Annotated in this window: 20 protein-coding genes; 12 read left to right on the top strand and 8 right to left on the bottom strand. The window is 65.4% G+C overall.

The window, feature by feature from the left end:
- Nucleotides 1-48: 48 nt before the first annotated feature.
- Nucleotides 49-840: a glutamate racemase gene (murI, locus tag A7X65_RS00710; RefSeq protein ID WP_063682480.1), complete on the bottom strand. Its 792-nt coding sequence runs from the start codon at nt 838-840 to the stop codon at nt 49-51.
- Between the two features lie 176 nt (nt 841-1,016).
- On the opposite strand from murI, the gene A7X65_RS00715 reads away from it, so the two are divergent.
- Nucleotides 1,017-1,568: a cytochrome b gene (locus tag A7X65_RS00715; RefSeq protein ID WP_063682481.1), complete on the top strand. Its 552-nt coding sequence runs from the start codon at nt 1,017-1,019 to the stop codon at nt 1,566-1,568.
- 294 nt (nt 1,569-1,862) lie between these two features.
- Nucleotides 1,863-2,504, top strand: coding sequence for a glutathione S-transferase family protein (locus A7X65_RS00720; protein ID WP_063682482.1), 642 nt, complete (start codon nt 1,863-1,865; stop codon nt 2,502-2,504).
- 7 nt (nt 2,505-2,511) lie between these two features.
- Here the strand turns inward: A7X65_RS00720 and A7X65_RS00725 are convergent, their stop codons facing one another.
- Together A7X65_RS00725 and A7X65_RS00730 are read right to left on the bottom strand one after the other, a co-directional pair.
- Complete coding sequence (locus A7X65_RS00725; protein ID WP_063682483.1) at nt 2,512-3,318, bottom strand: Crp/Fnr family transcriptional regulator; 807 nt, start codon at nt 3,316-3,318, stop codon at nt 2,512-2,514.
- A gap of 254 nt (nt 3,319-3,572) precedes the next feature.
- Nucleotides 3,573-4,670 carry a SecDF P1 head subdomain-containing protein gene (locus A7X65_RS00730; protein WP_063684721.1) on the bottom strand — a complete coding sequence of 366 codons (1,098 nt, stop codon included), beginning with the start codon at nt 4,668-4,670 and terminating at the stop codon, nt 3,573-3,575.
- Nucleotides 4,671-4,918: 248 nt separating this feature from the next.
- Here A7X65_RS00730 and A7X65_RS00735 point away from each other — a divergent pair, with 248 nt between their 5' ends.
- Nucleotides 4,919-6,826: an acyl-CoA synthetase gene (locus tag A7X65_RS00735; protein ID WP_063682484.1), complete on the top strand. Its 1,908-nt coding sequence runs from the start codon at nt 4,919-4,921 to the stop codon at nt 6,824-6,826.
- Nucleotides 6,827-6,906: 80 nt separating this feature from the next.
- Here A7X65_RS00735 and A7X65_RS00740 read toward each other — a convergent pair whose 3' ends face one another.
- Nucleotides 6,907-8,280, bottom strand: a complete 1,374-nt coding sequence (locus tag A7X65_RS00740; RefSeq protein WP_063682485.1) for an extracellular solute-binding protein — start codon at nt 8,278-8,280, stop codon at nt 6,907-6,909.
- A gap of 220 nt (nt 8,281-8,500) precedes the next feature.
- Here A7X65_RS00740 and A7X65_RS00745 point away from each other — a divergent pair, with 220 nt between their 5' ends.
- From A7X65_RS00745 to A7X65_RS00755, 3 genes are all read left to right on the top strand, one after another.
- Nucleotides 8,501-10,354: an ATP-binding protein gene (locus tag A7X65_RS00745; RefSeq protein WP_063682486.1), complete on the top strand. Its 1,854-nt coding sequence runs from the start codon at nt 8,501-8,503 to the stop codon at nt 10,352-10,354.
- 192 nt (nt 10,355-10,546) lie between these two features.
- Nucleotides 10,547-12,343 (top strand): caspase family protein, encoded by a 1,797-nt coding sequence (locus A7X65_RS00750; RefSeq protein ID WP_063682487.1) that lies wholly within the window; start codon nt 10,547-10,549, stop codon nt 12,341-12,343.
- A gap of 85 nt (nt 12,344-12,428) precedes the next feature.
- The gene (locus A7X65_RS00755) at nt 12,429-13,754 is read left to right on the top strand and encodes an LVIVD repeat-containing protein (protein ID WP_082884793.1); all 1,326 of its coding nucleotides are present in this window, start codon (nt 12,429-12,431) and stop codon (nt 13,752-13,754) included.
- Nucleotides 13,755-13,865: 111 nt separating this feature from the next.
- Here the strand turns inward: A7X65_RS00755 and A7X65_RS00760 are convergent, their stop codons facing one another.
- Nucleotides 13,866-15,035: a M20 aminoacylase family protein gene (locus A7X65_RS00760; protein WP_063682488.1), complete on the bottom strand. Its 1,170-nt coding sequence runs from the start codon at nt 15,033-15,035 to the stop codon at nt 13,866-13,868.
- Between the two features lie 189 nt (nt 15,036-15,224).
- Between A7X65_RS00760 and A7X65_RS00765 the strand changes: the two genes are divergently transcribed.
- Both A7X65_RS00765 and A7X65_RS00770 read left to right on the top strand, forming a co-directional pair.
- Nucleotides 15,225-16,529 (top strand): aminotransferase class V-fold PLP-dependent enzyme, encoded by a 1,305-nt coding sequence (locus A7X65_RS00765; protein WP_063682489.1) that lies wholly within the window; start codon nt 15,225-15,227, stop codon nt 16,527-16,529.
- Between the two features lie 432 nt (nt 16,530-16,961).
- Entirely contained in the window at nt 16,962-17,549 is a 588-nt protein-coding gene (locus tag A7X65_RS00770; protein ID WP_063682490.1) for a TetR/AcrR family transcriptional regulator, read from the top strand.
- A gap of 15 nt (nt 17,550-17,564) precedes the next feature.
- On the opposite strand, the gene A7X65_RS00775 is transcribed toward A7X65_RS00770, so the two are convergent.
- From A7X65_RS00775 to A7X65_RS00785, 3 genes are all read right to left on the bottom strand, one after another.
- Nucleotides 17,565-17,873 (bottom strand): hypothetical protein, encoded by a 309-nt coding sequence (locus tag A7X65_RS00775; RefSeq protein WP_063682491.1) that lies wholly within the window; start codon nt 17,871-17,873, stop codon nt 17,565-17,567.
- A 107-nt stretch (nt 17,874-17,980) separates the two neighbouring features.
- Entirely contained in the window at nt 17,981-18,631 is a 651-nt protein-coding gene (locus tag A7X65_RS00780; protein ID WP_063682492.1) for a response regulator, read from the bottom strand.
- 7 nt (nt 18,632-18,638) lie between these two features.
- Nucleotides 18,639-20,009 carry a sensor histidine kinase gene (locus A7X65_RS00785; RefSeq protein ID WP_063682493.1) on the bottom strand — a complete coding sequence of 457 codons (1,371 nt, stop codon included), beginning with the start codon at nt 20,007-20,009 and terminating at the stop codon, nt 18,639-18,641.
- 198 nt (nt 20,010-20,207) lie between these two features.
- Here A7X65_RS00785 and A7X65_RS00790 point away from each other — a divergent pair, with 198 nt between their 5' ends.
- The 4 genes from A7X65_RS00790 (at nt 20,208) to A7X65_RS00805 (ending at nt 23,147) form a co-directional block, all read left to right on the top strand.
- Complete coding sequence (locus A7X65_RS00790) at nt 20,208-21,008, top strand: MotA/TolQ/ExbB proton channel family protein (RefSeq protein ID WP_063684723.1); 801 nt, start codon at nt 20,208-20,210, stop codon at nt 21,006-21,008.
- Nucleotides 21,005-21,691, top strand: a complete 687-nt coding sequence (locus A7X65_RS00795) for a DUF2135 domain-containing protein (protein ID WP_063682494.1) — start codon at nt 21,005-21,007, stop codon at nt 21,689-21,691. The genes A7X65_RS00790 and A7X65_RS00795 overlap by 4 nt, the downstream gene beginning before the upstream one ends.
- Nucleotides 21,684-22,289, top strand: a complete 606-nt coding sequence (locus tag A7X65_RS00800; protein WP_063682495.1) for a hypothetical protein — start codon at nt 21,684-21,686, stop codon at nt 22,287-22,289. Before A7X65_RS00795 ends, A7X65_RS00800 begins: the two co-directional genes overlap by 8 nt.
- Nucleotides 22,290-22,406: 117 nt before the next feature.
- Nucleotides 22,407-23,147, top strand: a complete 741-nt coding sequence (locus A7X65_RS00805) for a metallophosphoesterase family protein (protein ID WP_063682496.1) — start codon at nt 22,407-22,409, stop codon at nt 23,145-23,147.
- Nucleotides 23,148-23,152: the final 5 nt, after the last annotated feature.

Genomic DNA, 23,152 nt, shown 5'->3' on the forward strand with positions numbered 1-23,152 from the left:
GAGCAATGACGACGGCGAAGCCTAGCAGCGCGCCGTGTCTCCGGAAAGTCAGGCGACCGCGCGCCCGCCGAAGAACGGCGTCAGCGTGGCGCTGAGGCCATGCGCGCGGTTCGACGTGAAGATCATCTCGGCGCCGGATTGCACGATGCCGCCGCTGCGCGCGCCGAGCAGGTCGGACACGCGGCGGGCAATCGCGGGCGCCGGGTCGATCCAGTCGACCGGCCAGGGCGCGAGCTTCTTCAAGCGGTCGAGCAGCAGGGGATAGTGCGTGCAGGCGAGCACCACCGTGTCGGTGCGCGCGCCCGCGGCCTCGCCGACGAAGCAGGGGGCAAGCTCGGCGCGGATGGCGTCGTCGCTGACGGACGTGCCGCTCAGCTCGGCTTCGGCGAGCGAGGCAAGCTCGGGCGAGCCGACCAGCGTCACCTCGCAGCCCTGCGCGAAATCGCGGATCAGCGCCTTGGTGTATTCGCGCTTCACCGTGCCCTTGGTGCCGAGCACCGAGACGCGGCGCGTCTTCGACTGGGCGCAGGCCGGCTTGATCGCCGGCACCGTGCCGACGAAGGGCAGGGAATAAGCGGCACGCAGATGCGATAGGACCAGGGTGGACGCCGTGTTGCAGGCGATGACGACGAGGTCCGGATCATGCGCGCCGATCAGCTCGCCCATCAGCGGCACGACGCGGGCGATGATCTCGTCCTCGCTGTGGTGGCCGTAGGGAAAGAAGGCGTCGTCGGCGACGTAGACGTAATGCGCGTCCGGGCGCGCGGCCACGACCTCACGGAGCACCGTGAGCCCGCCAAGGCCGGAATCGAACACCAGGATCGTCGAGGAGTTGGTCACGTCGTTACCCTAGCCCGTCATGGTTACCATTCGGTTTTTGGGGCGGTTTTGCGGCGGGGGCGGGTCCCAGCCTATTTGGAACGATTCAATTTCGCGATTACCGCATTGTCCCGCTATCAGACAGCGATATCCGCGCCGCGGACGGCGACATATCCGCAAAATTCCGGGGATCCGACATGATCAGAAATACGAGCGCCGGCTGGGGCAGCGTCTCCCGGTGGCTGCATTGGGGCCTGGCGCTGGCCATCATCGGCATGATCGCTTTCGGCTGGTGGATGAACCATATGCCGGCGCGTCCCGACCGCTTCTTCTATCGCTCGATCCACGCCGATATCGGCTATCTGATCCTGCTGCTCACCGTGCTGCGGCTGGTCTGGCGCCTCGTCAACCCGACACCGGCGCAGCCGGCCAAGACCTCGCGCTGGCAGAAGATCGCGGCCCGCGTCAGCCATGGCGCGCTGTATCTCGCCGTGATCGTCGTCGTCATGCTTGGCTGGGCGCATTCCGGCGCGCACACGCCCGACTATTCGGATTTCTTTGGCCTGTTTCACGTGCCGCAATTCACCTCTCCCGACCGCGCGGCGGCGAATGCCTATGAGGACCGCCACATCCTCTTTGCCTATGTGCTGCTCGCGTTGATCGCTGTTCACGTCGTCGCCGCCCTCTGGCACCACTTCATCCGCCGCGACCGCGTCGTGGCGCGGATGGTGACGGACGAGGTGGGGTAGGCTCACTCTCGTGTCCCGGACGCGCTGCAGCGTGCAACGCTGCTGCGCAGAGCCGGGACCCACACCACAGGGCATGCACTCGGCGGCATGGGCCCCGGCTCAGCAGCGCATCGCTGAAGAAGCGCTGCGCTGCGTCCGGGGCACGAGGGGAGGGTGTGGAGCGCTCTCTCCGCGCCGTCATTGCGAGCGGAGCGAAGCAATCCAGAATCTTTCCGCAGGCACCAGTCTGGATTGCTTCGCTGCGCTCGTAATGACGGGTTAGGATAGGGCGTCAATTGGTCCGCAGGAGGCGTCATGCTCACCGTCCATCATCTCGGCAAGTCGCAGTCCGAGCGCATCGTCTGGCTCTGCGAGGAGCTCGAAATCCCCTATGAGCTGAAGCGCTACACGCGCGATGCCACGACCATGCTGGCGCCGCCCGACTACAAGGCGCTGCATCCGATCGGGGCGGCGCCCGTCATCACGGACGGTGATCTCGTGCTGGCCGAGTCCGGCGCCATCGTCGATTACATCATGGCGAAATACGGCAATGGCCGTCTCGCGCTCCGCCCCGACGACGCCGACTTCGCGCAGTTCCTGTACTGGTTTCACTTCGCAAACGGCACGCTGCAGGCCGGCATGGGCCGGCTGATGATCCTGAACCGGCTCAAGCTCACTGATGACAATCCGATGCTGGTCGCGACCAGGGGACGCGTCGACCGCGCCTTCGACCTGGTGGACGCGCGCGTTCGTGACGCCGAATACCTCGCGGGCAAGACCTTCACCACCGCCGACATCATGATCGGCTTCTCGCTCACCACGATGCGCTACTTCCAGCCCTATGATCTTCAGCGCTGTCCGAACGTGGTCAGATATCTCGGCCGCATCGGTGCGCGCCCCGCCTACCGGCGGGCGATGGAGAAGGGCGATCCCGGCATGGCGCTGCTGCTGAGCTGAGCGGGCGTTACGCGATCCTGTTGGTGGTCGGCGCCCGCGCGGTCGCCAACTGCTTCTGCAGGCGATCGATGTTCTGCAGCAGGCGCTGGCTGGTCAGCACCAGGAAGTAATAGCCGAACTGCGGGTCCTGGAAGTAGATCTCGAGCAGGCGGTCATAGGTGATCGTCAGCACCTGGCCGTCCTCGATGCATTCGATCGTTCCGGTGCGGCGGTTGTCCGGCGTGAGGAAGCCGAGCTCGCCCATCAGCGCGCCGGGCCCGATCTCGACATTGATCTCCTTGACCAGGAATTTGCCGGTGACCGTGAGAAGCATCTCCTTGGCGGGATCGCCCAGCTTGAACAGCGTGTCGCCGCTGCGATATTTCCGCTCGGTCATGAACGGCTTGAGCCACTCGATCGACATGTCGCCTTCGGCCGCATGGCGCGCCTTTTTGACCAGCTTGAGCATCTGCCGCAGCCGAAGTGCGTTGATCGGAAGCAGCAGCAGATAGAGCAGGAACGTCGAGACGTTGGCGGTGAGCGCGCCGAACACGGCGAAGAAGGCGCAGCCGACCATGTTGGCGACGCGCAGGGGCACCATGGTCCGCATCAGCAGGGTGGCGACGAAGAAACCGGCGCCGACCGCGGCGAACAGATTGGCGAGGGTGATGTTGTGGATGAAGATCTCCAGCATCCGGTTGAAGATCCCGTCCCAGGTCACGTTGTTGGGATCGAGGCCCATCTGGACCAGGATCTTCGCAATCCTGAGATTGTCCGTCGCCGCATCGAGGATGCGGTCGAGGATGGACGACGTGTCTGCGCTGCCGGACAGCATGGTACTAACCCCGCGTAAGGCCTTCAGTCCTTGGGTACTCGTATAGCGGAAATCGAATGACGACCGCTTGAAATGAAGCCTTTGGCCGTCATGCCGCAAGAGGCAAATTTTAGCCTGATCGGGCGTTTCGGCAATTGCCCGTTGGTTGTGCGTATGGCCGCCGCGCCCGGGTGATTCGCCCCGGGGCGTCGGTGTTGCCTGCAGCCGCGGAAGGCCCGGCGGACCCGGACGGGGCGTTCGGTGGAGGGGCCGCCTCAGGGCTTGGCGGCGGGCTGCACGACCTGCTGGTCGACCAGGCCAAGATGGCCCGGCAGCGCACCGGCGCGCACCATCATGGCGACGCTGTTCGCCTCTTCCAGGGTGAAATTCCCGGAGATCTGGCCGGAGCCGCCGGTGATGGGCTCGCGGATCACGGGAGCCGAGATCACCTTGCCGTCGAGCACGATGGTGAAGGGCTTGCCGATGTTTTCTTCGGTAATGTGGGCGAAGCGGCGCGTACCGCGACCGTTGAAGCGGAACGAGACAATCGGTTCATTCGTGCCGCTCGACATCGCCGGCCCGGCATAGCTGATGTCGTCGCCGTCAAGCGCGCTGTCCCTGGCGACCAGATAGGGGCGCTTGTCCTTGAAGCCGAGCAGGACCTCGCTGCCCGCGGGCGGCGTGCCCGATTGGGCCTGCTCCGCCGGCATCGAGAGATCGACCAGGCGGAAGCCGACCTTCACCTTCGTGGCGAAGATCGCAGTGACGCGCTCGGGCTCCATCATGCCCGGCAGGAAGATGCGGATGCGATCGGTCCCGTCGGGCTGGACGCTGGCGAGATTGATGCCGGCGTCCTTGAGGCGCTGCTCGATCATGGCGATGGAATCATCGACGAGATCGTGCAGTCCCGCGGCCAATGCCGCATCGGTCGGCTTGAGCTTGAGGAGACCGTCGCCGCCGTCGGTCACGGCGAGGGCATGCGACGGCAGGCCTTCAGCGGCGGACGCGAGCTTGCGCTTCAGCTCTTCGCGACCCTTGGCGTCCGCGATCTTCACCTCGACGCCGCCGTCGCGGATCGCAAGACCGGAGAAGGCGATCTTGCTCTCGCGCAGGGTCTTGTAGACCTCGTCGCGCAAATCCGTGACGGCGCTCTCGCGCATACCGTCGCCGTCGACCTTGTAGACGATGCGCGAGCCGCCCAGCTTCTCCATCTTGTCGCCGATGAAGGCCGCGATCTTGGCGCGCATCTTGTCGATCTGGCTGTCCGCAGCGATCGCAGCCTGGGGCAGGGTGACTGCCGGCGCTGCAATCGCCGAAGCCATGGCGAGCGCGAGGATCAGCTTCGTGATGCGGTTTCGCGAGCGCGTGGTCATGATCACCCCAAGTCTTGCGGCAGGACGCTGGCCAGAGAATCTGACGGCAGTTCTTGGTCCCCGGATCGGGCGTGCAGGTTCAAAGGCCGCGTGAACCGAACCTGATCGACGCCGCGGCGAGACAATGGACGAACGCCAAATCATCCATCATTGTGGCCCCGCTCGGCCGGCCATCGGCCGAGGCCTCGTCCGAACCAAATGTCAAAAGACAGGGGGCGGGGCAATGAACAGAGGGAGGACGGAATTCCATGGCGGGCATCCACGCGCTCGATCGGCTGATCGGCGACGACTATCCAGAGCTTTCGACGGACGCGGAGATTCGCGCCTTCGAAGCGGTCCCTTACGCGGATCGCGTTGCGGCCGAGAGCACGTATGACGCCATCAAGCTCGGTGCTGCACGCAACCCCGACGGTGCCGCGATCCAGTTCCTGCAAAACGCCGATCCTGCCGACACGCCGCTCGTAGTCACCTATCGCGATCTGATCGCGCGCGTGACGCAGGCCGCCAACATGTTTCACGCGCTTGGCGTGGAGAAGGGCGACGTCGTCAGCTTCATGTTACCGCTGGTGCCCGATGCCTTCGTGACGCTGCTGGGCGCGGAAGCCGCGGGCATCGCCAATCCCGTCAACCCGCTGCTGGAGCCGCATCAGATCGCGGAAATTCTGGAAGCGGCGAATACGAAAGTGCTGGTGGCGCTCGGGCCGATGCCGGGGACGGACATCTGGCAGAAGGTCGAGCAGATCCGGCCGCAGCTGAAGCACCTCAAGGCGATCGTGCAGGTGTTCGGCGGCGGCGATCCGGACAAGGGCATCTTTGCGTTCAACGACCTGATCAAGCAGCAGCCGGCGGACCGGCTTGTCAGCGGGCGCAAGATTTCGGGTAGCGACGTCGCCGCCTATTTCCACACCGGCGGCACCACCGGCACGCCGAAGCTGGTGCGGCACACCCATGCCAACCAAGTCTATCAGGCCTGGGCGCTCAATCTGCTGCTGAAATCGAAGCCGGGGTCCAACCTGCTGTTCGGCATGCCGCTGTTTCATGTCGGCGGATCTTTGACACAGGTGCTGCTGACGCTGTCGAGCGGCGGCTCGCTGGTCGTGTTGTCGCCGAGCGGCTGGCGCAATCCCAATTCGGTGAAGAACATCTGGAGCCTGGTGGAGCGCTTCAAGCCCGAGGCGCTGTCGAGCGTGCCGACGGTGCTGGCCGCGACGCTCGCGGTGCCGCCGGGCAGTGCCGACATCTCCAGCCTCAAATATGCAGCCGGCGGTGGTTCGGCGATCCCCGTCGCGGTGGGCTCGGCGATCCAGGAGAAGCTGAAGCTGCCGGTGGTCGAGGTCTACGGCATGACCGAGACCTCGAGCGTGCACACGCTCGCTTATCCCTCACGGCCGATCCGGCTCGGCTCGGTTGGCCTTCCCATGCCCTATGCGCGCGTGCGCATCGTGCAGCTCGATGCCGACGGCCGCCTGATCCGCGACTGCAAGCCCGACGAGATCGGCGTCGTGATCATGGCCGGGCCCGGCGTGTTCAGCGGCTATCTTAACGACGAGCACAACAGAGGTGCGTTCGTCGACGACGTCTGGGTCAATTCCGGCGATCTCGGCCGGCTCGATGCCGACGGCTATCTCTGGATCACTGGCCGGGCCAAGGATCTCGTGATCCGCGGCGGCCACAACATCGATCCGGCGCCGATCGAGGAGATCATGTTCCGCCATCCCGCGGTCGGCTTCGCTGCCGTGGTCGGCCAGCCCGACGCCTATGCCGGCGAGCTGCCGGTCGGCTATGTCCAGCTCAAGCCCGGCGCGACCGTCGAGCCGGGCGAACTCGAATCCTGGGTTCGCGAGCGCACGCCGGAGCGCGCCGCCGTGCCGGTGCAGGTCATTCCGATCGATCCGATGCCGGTGACCGGCGTCGGCAAGGTGTTCAAGCCGCAACTGCGCTGGGACGCGGCGCAGCGCGTGTTCGCCAAGGTGCTGGCGCCGCTGACCGAGCGTGGCATCGATTGCTCGGTCAAGGTCGGCGCCCACGGCAGCCACGGCTCGATCGCTACCGTGACGCTTGCGGGCGTGCCTGCGGACCAACGCGAGATGGCGGCCGGTGAGGTGCACACGCTGCTCGCGCCGTTCGTGATGCGGCACGAGGTGGTTTTCGCCTGACCTCCGTGGCCAGGCGGGTTAGCCCCATGGGGCCGTGCACGGCGCGGCCCCAACTCGTCCGATCGAGCACCACATCGCTGCTAGCCGCGGATCGCCGCATTGGCCCTTTCGGCGGCGCCCGTCATCGCTTCCTTCGCCGATTTCGCACCGTTGACCACTTCATTGACGCCGATCATGAAGGCGTCGAGGATCGGTCTCGATTGCGGATGGAAGAGGATTGCCTTGGCGCGGTCGACATCCGCGTTCTGCAAGTTGGTCAGTGCCGCCTCGGCGGCTTGCGAGCCGAACGCCTTCTTGAAGCCTTCGCTCGACCAGGCCGACACGCGCGTCGTCGCCAGCCCCGCCGCAGCAGTCTGAAGCGAGGTCGCCTTGCTCGTTGCCCAGAGCAGAAACAGGAAAGCCGCCCGCTTGTTTCGCGATTTGGAATTGATGCAGGCCTGCCAGTGCGACATGAAGGGGACGGGTTTGCGGCCGGCGAGATGCGGAAAGGTTGCAAATCCAGCCTGCTTGGCGACGCGGCTTTTCGCCGGATTGGAGATGTCGGTTGCGAAGTTGCTGCTGTCGATTGCCATGGCCGTCCGCCCCTGCAGGAAGTCGTCCAGCACGTGGTACCATTCATAGCTGCCGACGCCGGCAGGCCCGGCCTGGCTGAGCAGTTGTCCGTACATCTCGACGGCGGCGATCGCCTCCGGGCTCGCGAAAGCGACCTTGTTGTGCTCGACCATGGCCCCACCATAGGAGAACAGGAAGCCCATGGCCGGTGGGGAGGAATTGCCGCCGGCCTGGGCCCGCATGGCGATCCCCGACATCCCGCCGGTCTTGGCCGCCTTGGCGGTGACGAGCAGCTCTTCGAAGGTCTGGGGGACAGGCTGGTCCTTGGCTGCCAGCGCATCCTTGTTGACGAACAGGGTCATCGCCTCCGAGGTAATCGGCACGGCGTACCGTTCGCCGTCCGACCACAGCGGGAAGGCCCGGGCGGTCTTGAGCAGGTCGCTCTCGTCATACCAGGCGGGGTCGGTCAGCGACTTGTTAGAATAATAGCCGTTCAGCGGCTCCAGCCATCCGTTCGAGATGCCCTGGCCATAGGTCGTGAACATGAAGACGTCTGGCGTGCTGCTGCCGCGGGCGAGCCGGATCGGCAGTGCGCCGAGATAGGTGGTTTCTAGCTGGAAATCGACGGCGACGTTGATGCCGGTAAGGATGGTGAACTCCGGCAACAGCGGCGCGATTGCATTCGACCACGGATGGATCGCGCCCGAAAGCGCGATCGTCTGACCCGCAAACTGCTTCCAGTCGATCGCGGCGTTGGCGCGGGTTGCAGCGGCATTCTCGGCAAAACTCCACCGCGGCAGCACGCCGAGGGCCGGCAGCATCGCACCGGCGCCCAATCCCTTGACGAAACTGCGCCGGCTGGCCGGCATCTGACGGTTCAGTGCGTTGTCACCCTGCGCCATGTCAATGCTCCTTCACCAAGGCAGTCATTCACGACACGTGAGCGGGCCCGCACCCTGCGACATCGCGGCTCTCGCCGGACGACTTGCTGGGGCCGAAGCCGAAGCAACCTGGATCAGGTTTCCGGCTCACCCATGCGGGCCTATTCGTGCTATCATTGTAGCAATGCTCTGGCCTCGGCACCAGAAGACGCGCCGGTCACGCGAGCATGACGCTAGGCAAATGTCAGCCTCTGCTCCGGCTCTGTCTTTGCGATGGTTTGCTCGCCCGCTGATCCTTGCGGTCGCAGTGCTTGTGACCCTGTTTGCCACGACCAGCTTCCTCGGACTGCAATATTGGCAGGAGCGGCAGGCAGCTCATCACTTCATCGAGCATAGCCGTCAGGTCCTCGAAACGCTCGATCGGCTGCGGGCGATCGTCGCGGAGCTGGAGACCGAAAGGCGCGGCTATCTCATGACCCTCGACCCCGCCTATCTCAAGGCCTACGGCGTCTCCGATGAAAGCGTACGACGGGAGGCTCAGGCGCTGCAGATGCTGGTCGCGGACGATCCGTTGCAAGGCCTTCGCGCCGGTCATGTGGCACTGACCATTGCAGCAACGCTGCGCGAGATCGACGAGATGCTGAAGACGGCCGGCGCATCCGGGCTGGCCGCGCTGGCAATGATCCGCAGTATGGACGAGATCCGCTCGCAAATCGACCAGATGGTGGATCACGAGCGCTTTCGGCTCGCCGACCGGGAGGCGCGCGCCGAAGCCTTCGAGCGACGCTGGACCTGGCTGATCGCCGGCGCTGTCGTCCTCGTCGTCGCGTTGGCTGGCGCTGCGCTGGCGCTCGCGCGGCTCGAGGCGAAACGACGGAGAAAGGCGACCGAGGAGAACATTCAGCTCCAGAGTGATCTTGCAGCACGGGACATCAAGATCAGGCGCCTGTTCGACGCCAACATCATCGGCATCATCATCTGGGAGGTCGAGGGGCGCATTCTCGAGGCCAACGATGCATTCCTACGCATCGTCGGATACGACCGGGAGGATCTCGTCTCAGGGCACGTGAATCGGTTCGACCTCACGCCGCCGGAATGGCGCGAGCGCGACGTGCATACCGTAGAGGAACTGAAGCGGGTTGGGACGGCCCACCCATTCGAGAAGGAGTATGTGCGCAAGGACGGAAGCCGTGTGCCGGTGCTGATCGGCGGGACCATGTTTGGAGAGGGCACGGATCAAGGCGTCGGCTTCGTTCTCGATCTGACGGCGCTCAAGCGGGCGGAAGCCGACGCCCGCGAGCACGAACGGCGCTACCGCGAAGCCCTGATGGAGCTCGCGCACGCCAATCGCGTCACCACGATGGGACAGCTCACCGCATCGATTGCCCATGAAGTCAACCAGCCGATCGCCGCGATCGTGGCGAACGCCGAGGCCGGGTTGAACTGGCTGGAGGCGCAACCGCCAAATCTGGAGCGGGTTCGACAGACGTTCGGCTGGATCACCGGCGACGGCATGCGCGCCGGGGACGTCATCGGCAGGATCCGGGCGCTGATCAGGAAGGCGCCCCCGCAAAAGGAGGACATGGAGATCAACCAGGCGGTGCTCGAGGTCGTCGCGCTGACACGCAGCGAAGCGTTCAAGAACGGCGTCTCGGTGCAAACGCAACTTGCCGAAGGCTTGCCGCCCGTTCAGGCGGATCGTGTTCAACTTCAGCAGGTGATACTCAACCTGATCGTCAACGCGATCGAGGCGATGGCGGCGGTCGGCGAGGGGGGACGCGAGTTGCTGATCAGCACCGGCCGGGATGCATCGGACGGCGTGCAGGTCACCTTGCGGGATTCCGGTCCGGGACTGGATCCGAAGAATGTCGAGAGCCTGTTCGAAGCCTTCTACACCACCAAGCCCACCGGCATGGGGATGGGTCTCGCCATCTGCCGCTCGATCATCGAGGCGCATGGCGGACGGATGTGGGCCGGCGCCAACGAGCCGCGGGGCGCCGTCTTTCAGTTCACCCTACCTCTGGCGCCAGAGGAGGCCGCAGCTCGCCTGCTGCGTGCGCGCGAGCCGGCGGATCTACGCTCCGCGGCGCGATGACGGGCCCGGTTTCAGCTCTCGCGGGGCTGGGAGCGTCGCCACATAACCATAGGTCCAACTCCAAGGCTCTGTGTGATGGATGTCACACAGGAAGGATTGGCAATCGGCGACACTCCCGAATAATCTCACGGCATTGCATCCGGGGGGACGCAGGTGATTCCGCTTCGGCTATTTGTTTTATTGATATTTGCGATGGGTTTGGCTTGCGGTCCGGCACATGCCGACCGGCGGGTCGCGCTGATCATCGGCAATTCGGCCTATAAAAGCGCGCCGAAGCTCGGCAATCCCGTCAACGACGCCACGTTGGTCGGCGGAATGTTCAAGAAGGCCGGCTTCGATTCAGTCGACGTCCGGCTCGATCTCAGCGCCAGCGAGATGCGGCGCATGTTGCGCGAGTTCGCCGGCAGGACGCGCGATGCGGATATGGCGGTGATCTACTACGCCGGCCACGGCATCGAGCTCGACGGCAACAATTATCTCATTCCAACCGACGCCACGCTGGAGACGGACGGCGACGTCCTCGACGAGACCATCCCGGTCGAGCGGGCCCTGTTCGCGGTCGAACCGGCCAAGCAGCTGCGCCTGATCATCCTGGATGCCTGCCGCGACAATCCCTTCGCCAAGACGATGAAGCGCACGCTGGCCTCGCGCGCGATCGGACGCGGCCTTGCCAAGGTCGAACCGACCAGCCCGAACACGATGATCGCCTTCGCGGCGAAGGCAGGCTCGACGGCGTCCGATGGAGATTCCAGAAACAGCCCATTCGCTGTGGCGCTGGTTGAGCATCTGCCGAAGCCGGGACTCGATCTGCGCAAGGCCTTCGGCTTCGTGCGCGACGACGTTCTCAAGACGACCGGCTACAAGCAGGAGCCCTACGTCTACGGCTCGCTCGGCGGCGACGACGTGCCGCTCGTCGCGAAGCAAGCCGCAACCGGTCCGCAGGCCAATCCGCAGGAGGCCATTCGCAGGGACTACGAGCTCGCGCTCCAGCTCGCGACGCGCGACGGCTGGGAAGCATTTCTGGCTGCCTACCCGGAAGGCTTCTACGCCAATCTGGCCAAGGGGCAGTTGAACAAGATCGCTGCCGAAGAGACGCGTGCTTCCGCCGAGCAAAAGGCGAGGGCGGCCGAGCAGGAAAAAGCGAGGCTCATGACCGAGCGCGCCCAGAAGGCCGAGCAGGAGAAGGCCGCCGCGGCTGCCAAGGCCGCCGAAGAGGCACGGATCGCAGCCGAAAAGAAGAAAGAGATCGAGCAGGCGAAGGCCGAGGCGGCGGAACGCGAGCGCAAGGCTGCGGAGGCGGCAGCCGCGAAAGCCCTGGCCGAGAAGCAGGCCGCAGAGAAGGCCAAGGCCGAGCTTGCCGCCAAACAGGCGGCCGAGAGGGCGGAGCAGGCTGCAAAGCCAGCGGCCGATCGGCAGATGCCCGAGGTCGAGCAAAAAGTTGCAGCCCTCTCGCCGGCGCCGGCATCCACCTTGTCCGCGGCCGATCTGACCAAATCCGTGCAGAGCGAGTTGCGCCGCGTCGGCTGTCTGTCCGCGTCCGCCGACGGCGACTGGAACGCCGTCTCGCAGCGCTCGCTGACCCTGTTCAACAAATATGCCGGCACCCAGTTCGACGCGAAGCTTGCCAGCATCGACGCGCTCGATGCGCTGAAGGCCAAGCCAGGACGCGTTTGCCCGCTCGTCTGCAATTTCGGCTTCAAGGCCGACGGCGACCAATGCGTCAAGATCACCTGCCGCGCTGGCTATCGCGTCGGCGAGGACAACGAATGCGAGAAGATCCAGGAGAAGAAGCCGGTCGCGCGCGAGGAGTCGCGGAGGCGCGATCAGGATCGCAAGGAAGCGGAGTCCACGGCGGCAAAGCCGCAGGCATCCGGGCAGATGATCTGCGGCAGCTCCGGTTGTAGGCCGATCGCCAAGGGATGTCGGCTCGGATCAGTCCCGCATCCCTCCAATCCAAGCTTCAAAATACCCGGCGAAGTTTGCAACTGAGCGCCTCGCAAAGCTGATGCGGTCAACAAGGCTTGCACGCCTCGCTGCAAGCGCGCATCATCCCCCAAAAAATGGGGGGAAACCGATGCCTCAAGTCTCGCGCCGCCGCCACCTTCAGCAATTGTCGGGTGTGTTCGGGGCCGCCGCATTGTCCGGCTGGTCCGGGCCCGCAGTGTCCGCCGAGGCCGAGATTCCGCCCGAGGGCATCGGCAAGGGCATCAAGCACATCTCCTACAGCGACATCGGCGGCCGGCCCGACAGCGTGCAGGTGATGTTCAACCGGCAGCATGTCTATGTCGGGCACATGTTCAGCGACGGCGTGACGATCCTGGACGCATCCGATCCGCGCGCGCTGAAGCCGGTCAATTTCTTCACCGCGGGGCAATACACCCGCACCCACCATCTCCAGGTGGCTGACGACCTGCTGTTGCTGGCCAACGGCGCCAACATCGTCGCGATGCAGTCCTACGACAACATGCGCGGCTATTTCGAGAACACGCTGGTCGACAGCATCACCAAGGCCAAGAAATTTCGCTGCGGCCTGTCGATCCATGACATCTCGAAGCCGGGCGAGATGCGCGAGATCGCCTTCCTCGAAATGCCGGGCTTCGGCATCAACCGGCTGTGGTGGCCGGGCGGCCGGTACGCCTATGTCTCGGCGCATTTCGACGGCTTCACCGACCACATCCTCTGCGTGGTCGATCTCAAGACCGTCACGAAACCGGACATCGTCGCGAAATGGTGGCTGCCGGGCATGAACCGCGCGGCCGGCGAGCCGGCGACGCCCAAGGGCAAGCGCTTTGCGCTCCATCACATGATCACGGCGGGGGATCGCGGCTATGCCGCCTGGCGCGACGGCGGCTTCACCATCCACGACATCAGCGATCCCGCCAATCCAAAACTGCTGTCGCACATCAACTGGTCGCCGCCGTTCGCCGGCGGCACGCATACGCCGCTGCCGCTGCCGAAGCGCCAGCTCGCGATCGTCGCGGACGAGGCCAATGCGGAGAAATGCGCCAAGGGCCTGTTCCACACCTTCGTGCTCGACGTGCGCGCGCCCGAGAATCCGGTGCCGATCGCAACGTTGCCGACGCCGCGCGATCGCGACTTCTGCACGAGCGGCACCTTCGGCCCGCATAATCTGCACGAGAACCGCCCGGGATCGTTTCAGAGCGAGGAGACGATCTTCGCGACCTACAACAACGCCGGCGTCAGGGTGTTCGACATCAACGACGCCTTCGCACCGAAGGAGATCGCGTACTGGGTGCCGCCGGTCCCGAAGAAGCTCGTCGATCCGCGTCCGAATATCGGCCTCGCGGCCAAGACCTGCGACGCCTATGTGCGGCCCGACGGGCTGATGTTCGTCTCCGACTGGAACGCCGGCATGCACGTGCTGCAATATCAGGGGTGAACTGTCGCCCGGGTGACGCTGCCGTAGGGTGGGCAAAGGCGCAAAGCGCCGTGCCCACCATTCGCGGTGGTGGGCACGCTTCGCTTTACCCGCCCTACGAGACCGGAGCTTTTACGCCGGCATCCGCGTCTCGATCATGCGCACCCAGAACGAGGCGCCGTGGCCGAGGATGTTGTCGTTGAAGACATAGGCGGGGTGGTGGCACTCGTTGCCGTCGCCCATGCCGACCAGCACCATCGCGCCGGGGCGCGCTTCCAGCATGAACGAAAAGTCCTCGGCGCCCATCATCGGAATGAACTTGTCGTTGACGCGCTCGGTGCCGACGATGTCGCGGGCGACGTCGGCGGCAAGGCCGGCCTCGCGCGCATGGTTCATCGTCACCGGATACATCCGCGTGTACTTGGTCTCGGCCGAGCCGCCATAGGCGCGGGCGACGCTGTCGGCGACCTCGCCGATGCGGCGCTCGACCAGATCGCGCACCTCGGGGTCGAGCGTGCGCACGGTGCCGGCGAGCTCGGCCCTTTCGGGGATGATGTTGAACGCCGTGCCGGAGTGAAATTGCGTGATCGAGATGACGGCGGACTTCAGCGGATCGACGTTGCGTGCGACGATCGATTGCAGCGCATTGACGATCTGCGAGCCGATCAGGACGCTGTCGACCGACTTGTGCGGACCGGCGCCGGCGTGGCCGCCCTTGCCGTGCACGATGATCTGGATGTTGTCGGAGGACGCGAGCATCGCGCCGGGCGTGGTGGCGAAATGGCCTTCGGGCAGGCCGGGCATGTTGTGCATGCCGTAGACCTCCTGGATGTTCCAGCGCGTCATCAGGCCGTCGTCGACCATGGCCTTGCCGCCGCCGCCGCCTTCTTCGGCGGGTTGGAAGATCATGATCGCGGTGCCGTCGAAATTGCGCGTCTCGGCAAGATATTTGGCGGCGCCCAGCAGCATCGCGGTGTGGCCGTCATGGCCGCAGGCGTGCATCTTGCCGGGGACCTTCGAGGCGTAGGGCACGCCCGAGGTTTCCATGATCGGCAGGGCGTCCATGTCGGCACGCAGACCGATGGTCTTGCCGGAGGCCGATTTGCGGCCGCGGATCACGCCAACCACGCCGGTGCGGCCGATGCCCGTCACCACCTCGTCGCAGCCGAACTCCTTGAGCTTGTCGGCGACGATGCCGGCGGTACGGTGGACTTCGTAGAGCAGCTCCGGATTCTCGTGGAAGTCATGGCGCCAGGCGGCCATTTCGTCGGAGAGGGCGGCGATGCGGTTGACGATGGGCATGGGTGGGTCCGTTTTTGATTGTTGTCGTGGGATGAGCGAAGCGGCATCCGGGCCCTTTTGCAAGAGATTTCCCGGACAGGGCGTGACTGCCCTGCGTCAAGGCTGGTCCGCGCTGCGGATAAGCCGGCGGCCGTCATGACGCTGTCGTTCCAGCTTGCGACGAAGCGGGCCTGACAACGGGGGCCTGTGATGGATCGGACTTTACATATTTCCCGGCGCGGCATGCTGGGCGCGGCCGCAACGCTGGCGATGGCCGGCACTGCCGGCGCACAAACCGACGCAGCAGCCGTCCCGCCGTTCGTGCGCACGGGGGCCGACGTCGCGCAGGATCGCGCGTTCTGGGACCAGATCGCCGCTCTCTACGACGTCGACCGGACCATGGCCAATCTCGAGAACGGCTATTGGGGCATCATGGCGAAGCCGGTGCTCGCCGAATACATCCGCCAGACGGAAAGGATCAACAGGCAGAACACCGCCTATGCCCGCACCAAATTCGGCGCGGACAGCGACGCTGTCGTCGCCGCGCTGGCGCGCACCGCGGGCGTCGACAAGAGCGAGATTGCGCTGACCCGCGGCGCGACCGAGGCGATGCAGGATCTCATCGTCAACTACAACCGCCTGCAGGCGGGCGACGCCGTTCTCTATGCCGATCTCGACTACGATTCGATGCAGTTCGCGATGGAGTGGCTGAAGGATCGGCGCGGCGTCGGCGTCTTCAAGATCGCCGTGCCGGAACCTGCCAGCAAACAGGTCATTCTCGACGCCTACGCGAAAGCCATCGCCGAGACGCCCCGGCTGAAGCTGATCCTGCTGACACATGTGAGCCACCGCACCGGCTTGATCATGCCGGTCAAGGACATCGCCGCGATGGCGCGGGCGAAGAACATCGACGTCATCCTCGATGCCGCCCATTCATGGGGCCAGCTCGAATTCGACATCGCCGATCTCGGCGTGGACTTCATCGGCTTCAATCTGCACAAATGGATCGGGGCGCCGGTCGGCCTCGGCTTCCTCTACATCCGCAAGGGAAGGCTGGATGCGATCGACCGCCATTACGGCGATGGCAGCTTCGATCCGAACGACATCCGCTCCCGCGTTCATACCGGCACCGCGAACTTTGCCGCCATCCTGACCCTGCCGCTGGCGCTCAGGGTTCACGAGGCCATCGGCACGCCGGCCAAGGCCGCGCGGCTGCGCTATCTGCGTGACCGCTGGGTCGTAAAGGCGCGCGCGTTGTCGAATGTGGAGGTGCTGACGCCGGACGAGCCGGGACTTGCCGCCGGCATCACCTCATTCCGGATCAGGAACAGGGGCTCGCGCGAGGACAACAATGCCCTGGTCGGCGCCCTGCGCGACAAGCACGGGGTCCTGACCGTGCGCCGCGACGGTGTCGCCAAGGGGCAGTGCATTCGGGTCAGCCCCGCGCTCTACACCACCGAGGAGGAGGTCGACCGGTTCGTCGCTGCGCTCGCTGCCGAGACCGCCACGGGATAGCCGGGGCAGGGGCAAATTCCGGTAGGTCCGTTTGGCCCACGATCGGCAAATTAACTGTCAATCACGTATCATTGACTGACAGATATTGAAATCTGTCAGCGAGACGTGTATATCCGTCTCCGGACGCTCCGATTGGGCGTCCCGCGGCAATCCCGTCCGGGGAGCCCTCGGTCCGAAAAATGACAGCGGATTCAAGGGCATATTTGGAGATGGGAGCCGTGGACGAATGGAGACTTAAGACAATGACGACCGAAATCCTCAATTTCACCGGCACGATTGGGCATTGGCTCAATTTACTGGTGGCGCGCCAGATCGCGGCGCAGGCTGCAAAACTGCCTCATTAAGGCATAGGCTTTCCGAAACGACCGGTGAGGGCGCTTCGGAAGCAGCCCTATCGCCGGACGAACCCTGAAACGGGAACAAGGTGCTGGCATGAATGAAGCCGTTGTCTTGACGCCGGAGCGGATCCTCGAAGTCACCGAGGACGTCTTGCGGCGCTACGGACTTGCCAAGGCCACCGTGGTCGACGTTGCCCGTGCGCTCGATGTGAGCCATGGCAGCGTCTATCGCCATTTCCCCAGCAAGGCCTCGCTGCGCGAGGCCGTTGCCAAACGCTGGCTCGACCGTATCGACGCTCCGCTCCTGGCGATCGCTAGGGAGCAGGGGCCGGCGCCCGACAGGCTCGACCGCTGGCTGCGCACGCTGTTCGCGGCCAAGCGTTCGCGCGTGCTCGACGACCCCGAGATGTTCGAGACCTATCTGACGCTGGCGCGCGAGGCCTGCGCTGCCGTGAAGTGCCACAAGGACACCATGATCGACCAGATCGCGGCGATCCTGACCGACGGCGTGACGCAGGGCGTCTTCGCCGTGGACGACGTCAAGACGACCGCCCGCGCGATCTTCGATACGACTTGCCGCTTCCACCATCCGGCCCACGCCGACGAATGGAAGGACGCCGATATGCCGGCGCGTGTCGATGCGACGCTCGCGCTGGTGCTGCGCGGCCTGAAGGCGTGCTAGGCCGCGACGCCTATCCTACCCTCTTGCCTTGTGAAGAAGCGCGCTCTCCCGAATGGGGGGCGCGGTGCTTGCGTGCCTGCGCGGGTGAAGCGCGCCGCCGTTGGTCGCCGGCACGACCGGCGGGCTCTCCGGATAGGCATTGACCGCGATTTCGACGGCATCCTTTGACCGCTTGCGAAGGCGGTAGAATGTCAGCTCCTGCTCGAGCATGGGGCAGCGGAAGTGGACGACAGCCGTATCGGGCAGGCGACACAGTTCGTCGATGAGCTCGCCTACGGTGATGATCGGGGGGTGGTCGACTGCCTTGTGATGAGCCTTACTCATGGCGATTCCTCCACTCTACCCCTAACCGGCGCCGGATGGCCTCTGTTCCATCGCATCAGGCAAATTCAAGATCTTCAAGTGATGTGGAGATTGCGGCAGCGCCGCTGCTAGATCTTCGTCAGCCCGCAGGTCGCGGCGAGCCGCACCAGCTGCGCATCCGTGCGCGCGCCGGTCTTGGTCTTGATCAGGTAGTGATAGTTCTGGACCGTCTTCACACTGAGATTGAGATGCGTTGCGATCTCCTCGGTCGTCGCGCCGCCTGCGAACTGGCGCAGGATCTCGATCTCGCGCTCGCCGAGCTGATCCAGCACCGATCCTGATGACAGACTGTCCTCGGCGAGGATATGCGCGATGTCGTCGCTCATGGCGCGCTCGCCGCGCGCGACGGCTCGGATCGCGTTCACGACCGCGGACGGCTCGCTGCTCTTGGTGACGAAGCCGCTTGCGCCGGCGCCGAAGGCCGATTTCACCAGCACGGCCTCGTTGTGCATGGTGAAGACGAGAATCCGCGCCCGCGGGCTGCGCGCGCGGATGTTGCGGATCGCCTCCAGCCCGCTCGCCCCGGGCATCGAGATATCAAGCACCACGACATCAGGGTCGTGCGCCTTGAAGGCGCCGTAGGCATCCGCCGCATTGTCGGCTTCGGCCACGACATGCAGGTCGCCCTGGCTTTCCAGGACGCGCCGGTAGCCTTGCCGCACGATCGGATGGTCGTCGACCAGCAGCACGGAGATGCCTGTTGCCGCGACCTCGCTCATCCCGGCCTCATGCGGCAAGCGGGATGGTGGCGGCGACGCTCAGCCCGCGATTGGCCGGCAGGATCGACAGCGATCCGCCGGCCGCCGTGACGCGTTCCCGGATGCCGGTGAGGCCGAAGCCGGCCGACTGCGCAACCCGCTCCGCATCGCCACCGCCGTCGTCCTCGACGCGGATCAGCAGTGCATCGTCCTCGCCCGCGCGCCGCTCGACGCGCAAGCTGATCTCGCGCGCTGCACTGTGACGCAGCGCGTTGGTCAGGCATTCCTGGGCGACGCGATAGGCGGTGGTGGCGGCAGGGCCGCTGATGTCGGCAAGATCGCCCCTGAGATCGAGCTGGATCGTCGGCCGCGCCGCGCTGTGCGAACGCCAGCTATCGACGAGATTGACGAGGCTGGCCTCCAGCCCGAGCTCCTCGGGCAGCGGATTGCGCAGCCGCTTCAGCGCGTCGCGCAGCGAGGCCATCAAATGATGGGTGGCCTGCGAGATCATGCGCGCGTCCTGCGCGACGGCGCTGGTTGGGCTCTCCTTCTTGCTCTCCGTCTCGATGGTGTTGGCGAAGGCGAGAATGGCCGAGAGATTCTGCCCGAACTCGTCGTGCAGCTCGCGGGCGAGCGCGCGGCGCTCGTCGTCGCGGATCTCGATCAAGCGTCTTGTCAGCGCGGCGCGCTGTTCGGTCGCTTCCTCCAGCCGGCCGCCGAGCTCGCCGACGGCGCTGCCGATCATCGCCAGCTCCATCGAGCGGAAGCGCGGCAGCTTGGTGCGATACTGGCCACGTGCCATGCGCTGCAAGGCGGTGACGATCGCGCGCGCCGGCGCGAGCGCATGCGCAATGGCGAGCGAGGCGAGCAGGGCGATCGCGGCCGCCATCAGCAGCGCGACGTCGATGACATTGAGGATGTACTCCCAGGCCAGCGAGATGGCGGCCGCGGCGTCCGGCGTTGCCACCACCGTTCCGGCCGAGGCGGCGCGGGGGCTGACCGGCCGCACCACCTCGGCGTGGCTGCCGAGGAAGATCGGCACGATCGATGCGAACCAGCGCGGCGGGATCTTGCCCAGCCCCTCGCTCTGGCCGCAGAGCGGCTTTTCGAACGCGATGGCCGGCTGGAACTCGACGCAGACGCCGGGCGAGATCAGCTTCATCGTCTCCAGCGTGCGCCATTCCGGAACCGGCAGGAGTTGCTCGCGCGTTCTGCTGCTGCGCAACAAGAATTCATGCCAGTACAGTGCCTGGAGCGCCTGCGCGACCCGCTGCGCGGAGGCCGCGGTCGCCCGATCGACGCTGCGATAGGCGTCGAATGTGGCCCACACGGTCGCAGCTCCCAGGCACAGCGCCACGATGAGCAGCAGGCGGGCAACAAGCTGAAGCACGAGGCGCATGCGATCATCCCCGACGTTTGATAAGGTCAGCCTAACAACGCCGTCGCGCCTTGCCAATTGCGGGGTGTGGCAGGATTGCAGCTCGGGCAAATTTCCCAAGCCGGATTGGGCATGGGTCTTTGGACCCCAGACGGCGGCTTTGATCTAATCGGGATGGAATCTTGGCAGCCCAACGGTGCGGGCGAGGAGCGGTACAGCATGAGTTCGATGACGATGGGGCCGGTCACGGGCCAGGCTGCCGATCCATCCGAGCGCAGCGCGCTGCTGTTCTGGATGATCTTCACCGGCCTTTCGATCTTTGCCGTCGTGCTGCTGTGGCGCTTCGGCCTGATCCGTCTGATGCTGACCTCGGACCGCACCTATATCTCGAGCGTCATTGCATTGCTCTACGTCGTCACCTGCGGCCATTGCTTCCTGCGCACCCGGGCGATCGCGCGGGAGGGCGCGGCGGCGCGGCGATGCCGGGCGGCTCTCGCAGCGCCCGGCGGCAGCAAGGCGCTCGACGCGCGTGCGACCTCGCTGCCGCGCGGGCTGGTACGCGATCACATCGAGAGCCTGGTGACCAAGGCGGCGGCGCAGGACTATCGCCCGGTGGACCAGACGCTGCTGCTGCGCACGCTGGCCGACCGGCTGCGCGGCTCCAACGGCTTCGGCGCCTTCGTCTCGGACACGTTGATGAAGCTCGGCCTGCTCGGCACCATCATCGGCTTCATCATCATGCTGGCGCCGATCGCGGGGCTGGATGCCGCCGACAAGGTCGCGATGCGCTCCTCGATGGGGCTGATGAGCGACGGCATGGCGGTCGCCATGTACACGACGCTGGCGGGCCTCGTCGGCTCGATCCTGGTCCGCATCCAGTATTACATGCTCGATGCCGCGACCCAGCGGGTGTTCTCGGACGCGGTGGTGCTGACCGAGACCTATGTGACGCCGGTGCTGGAGCGCCAAGGCGCGGAAATGCGAGGCGCTGGAATCAACGGCGCCGGAACGCCGTCATGATGGATGATTTCGGTCTCTATCCGCGCGAGGAGCCGTTCGATCCGCTCGGCGTGATGCTGTTCAAGGCGCTCCAGGTGATCGCCTTCCTGTTCTTCCTCGCGCTGCTCGCGGTCTCTCCCGATGCCAAGGACGGCAAGATCGACTCCAAGGCGGAGTTCATGATCACGCTGGACTGGCCCGACAACCACCCCGACGATCTCGACCTGTTCGTGCAGGATCCCGCCGGCAACATCGCCTGGTATCGCCACCGCGAGGCGGGCTTCCTCACGCTCGACCGCGACGACCGCGGCGGCGCCAACGATTTCATCATGGTGGCCGGCAAGAAGATCGCCTCGCCGATCCGCGAGGAGATCGTCACGATCCGCGGCATCGTGGCCGGCGAATACACGGTGAACGTCTCGCATTTCGTCGCCACGACCGGCGAGCCGGTGACGGCCAATGTGAAGGTGCAGAAGCTCAATCCGACCGCGCAGGTGGTCTTCGACAACAAGTTCACGCTCGACCATACCGGCGACGAGAAGACCGCGGTGCGGTTCCGCATCGACGCCGAAGGCAAGGTCGTCAACGTCGACCAGCGGCCGAAATCGTTGCTCGAGACGTTCCGCAGCAGCTGGCGCAACGGCGCTGATGTCGATCCGAAGACCGGCGTGAGCAGGAACCAAGTGAGAGTACGCCGTGAGTAATCTGCAGACGGTCATCCTCACACTGTCGGTCGCTTACGCCGTCATCGGTGCGCTGCTGCTGGTCGTGCTGGTCTATGCGCGGCTGCATTGGTCGCTGAAGGCGGTCGCGGTGGTCGTCACCAGCGCGTTCTACGTCGTCAGCTTCACCGAAATGCGCGGCCTGCTCGGCTGGGCCAGCACGGATAGGCTGCCGGCGTCCTTCAAGCTGCTGAAGGCCCGCATCGTCGAGCCTCATTCGCTGGAAGGCGATCCCGGCTCGATCTATTTCTGGGTCGAGGCGCTGGACGAGGACAATCGCCCGAGCGGCATCCCGCGCGCGTTTCGCGTGCCCTACGATGACCGGCTGGCCGACAAGACCCATGCCGCCGAGAACGAGATCGCGCTCGGACATCCGCAAGGCGGCCGCGCGGCCGATTTCGGCGGCGGCGACGGCAGCCTGATCGACATGGTCCGGGAATATGTGACGCCGAAGACCATCCTGGAGACCACCGGCGGCGATTCCTCCACCGGCGAGTTCAATGCCCCGCCGGCCGGTGCCCAGGGCGCCGTGTTCACGCCGATCCCGCCGCCCCGGATGCCGCCGAAGGACGAGCAATAGGCCCTTCACCATCGCGGCAGGGACACGCTGGAAAACCCTGGCGCGCCGGAGCATCCTGTTGACCTCCCTCAATTTGGCCTTATCGGCTTCCAATAAGGATTTGAGGGTGGAGGGTGCGTGCTTCTCGCTGTCTTGTCGGATATTCACGGTAACAGGCAGGCGTTCGAGGCCTGCCTGAAGGTTGCCCGCGCCAGGGGCGCCGAGCGCTTCATCCTGCTCGGCGACTTCGTCGGCTATGGCGCCGATCCGGAATGGGTCGTGGATACGGCGATGGAGCTGGTTGCGCAGGGGGCTGTTGCCGTGCGTGGCAATCACGACCAGGCGGTCAATTCCTCGTCCGAGACCATGAATGCCGAGGCGCAGATCGCGATCGAATGGACCCGCGGCCGGCTCGACGCCGCGCAGCGGCGATTCCTGGCCGACCTGCCGATGCTGGTGGAGGACAGCGATCATCTGTTCGTGCACTCGGAGGCCTCCAGCCCGCAGCGCTGGCACTATGTCCGATCGACCGTGGACGCCGCCAAGAGCCTGATTGCGACGCCCGCCCACGTCACCTTTTGCGGCCACATCCATCGTCCGGCGCTCTATTCGATGTCGGTGACGGCGAAGATGACGAGCCTCGTGCCCAAGACCGATGTTGCGGTGCCGCTGCTGCGCGGACGGCAATGGCTGGCGGTGCTGGGCGCGGTCGGCCAGCCGCGCGACGGCGATCCGTCCGCGGCCTTCGTGCTTTTCGACACGGTGTCGTGCCAGATCACCTATTGCCGCGTGCCCTACGATATCGAGACGGCCGCGAGCCGGATCCGCGAGAACGGCCTGCCGCCTTGGCTCGCCGACCGCCTGTCGCAAGGGCGCTAGAAGCG

The organism is Bradyrhizobium stylosanthis (assembly GCF_001641335.1).
Taxonomy (GTDB): domain Bacteria; phylum Pseudomonadota; class Alphaproteobacteria; order Rhizobiales; family Xanthobacteraceae; genus Bradyrhizobium; species Bradyrhizobium stylosanthis.

Bases quoted from the DNA above. Each gene is read 5' to 3' on its own strand.
- A7X65_RS00735 (WP_063682484.1), top strand. From the start codon at position 4,919: ATGGCGGGCATCCACGCGCTCGATCGGCTGATCGGCGACGACTATCCA.
- A7X65_RS00765 (WP_063682489.1), top strand. From the start codon at position 15,225: ATGGATCGGACTTTACATATTTCCCGGCGCGGCATGCTGGGCGCGGCC.
- A7X65_RS00750 (WP_063682487.1), top strand. From the start codon at position 10,547: ATGGGTTTGGCTTGCGGTCCGGCACATGCCGACCGGCGGGTCGCGCTG.
- A7X65_RS00775 (WP_063682491.1), bottom strand. From the start codon at position 17,873: ATGAGTAAGGCTCATCACAAGGCAGTCGACCACCCCCCGATCATCACC.
- A7X65_RS00730 (WP_063684721.1), bottom strand. From the start codon at position 4,670: ATGACCACGCGCTCGCGAAACCGCATCACGAAGCTGATCCTCGCGCTC.
- A7X65_RS00715 (WP_063682481.1), top strand. From the start codon at position 1,017: ATGATCAGAAATACGAGCGCCGGCTGGGGCAGCGTCTCCCGGTGGCTG.
- A7X65_RS00755 (WP_082884793.1), top strand. From the start codon at position 12,429: ATGCCTCAAGTCTCGCGCCGCCGCCACCTTCAGCAATTGTCGGGTGTG.
- A7X65_RS00785 (WP_063682493.1), bottom strand. From the start codon at position 20,009: ATGCGCCTCGTGCTTCAGCTTGTTGCCCGCCTGCTGCTCATCGTGGCG.
- A7X65_RS00725 (WP_063682483.1), bottom strand. From the start codon at position 3,318: ATGCTGTCCGGCAGCGCAGACACGTCGTCCATCCTCGACCGCATCCTC.
- A7X65_RS00795 (WP_063682494.1), top strand. From the start codon at position 21,005: ATGATGGATGATTTCGGTCTCTATCCGCGCGAGGAGCCGTTCGATCCG.
- A7X65_RS00745 (WP_063682486.1), top strand. From the start codon at position 8,501: ATGTCAGCCTCTGCTCCGGCTCTGTCTTTGCGATGGTTTGCTCGCCCG.
- A7X65_RS00720 (WP_063682482.1), top strand. From the start codon at position 1,863: ATGCTCACCGTCCATCATCTCGGCAAGTCGCAGTCCGAGCGCATCGTC.
- A7X65_RS00740 (WP_063682485.1), bottom strand. From the start codon at position 8,280: ATGGCGCAGGGTGACAACGCACTGAACCGTCAGATGCCGGCCAGCCGG.
- A7X65_RS00780 (WP_063682492.1), bottom strand. From the start codon at position 18,631: ATGAGCGAGGTCGCGGCAACAGGCATCTCCGTGCTGCTGGTCGACGAC.
- A7X65_RS00760 (WP_063682488.1), bottom strand. From the start codon at position 15,035: ATGCCCATCGTCAACCGCATCGCCGCCCTCTCCGACGAAATGGCCGCC.
- A7X65_RS00770 (WP_063682490.1), top strand. From the start codon at position 16,962: ATGAATGAAGCCGTTGTCTTGACGCCGGAGCGGATCCTCGAAGTCACC.
- A7X65_RS00790 (WP_063684723.1), top strand. From the start codon at position 20,208: ATGAGTTCGATGACGATGGGGCCGGTCACGGGCCAGGCTGCCGATCCA.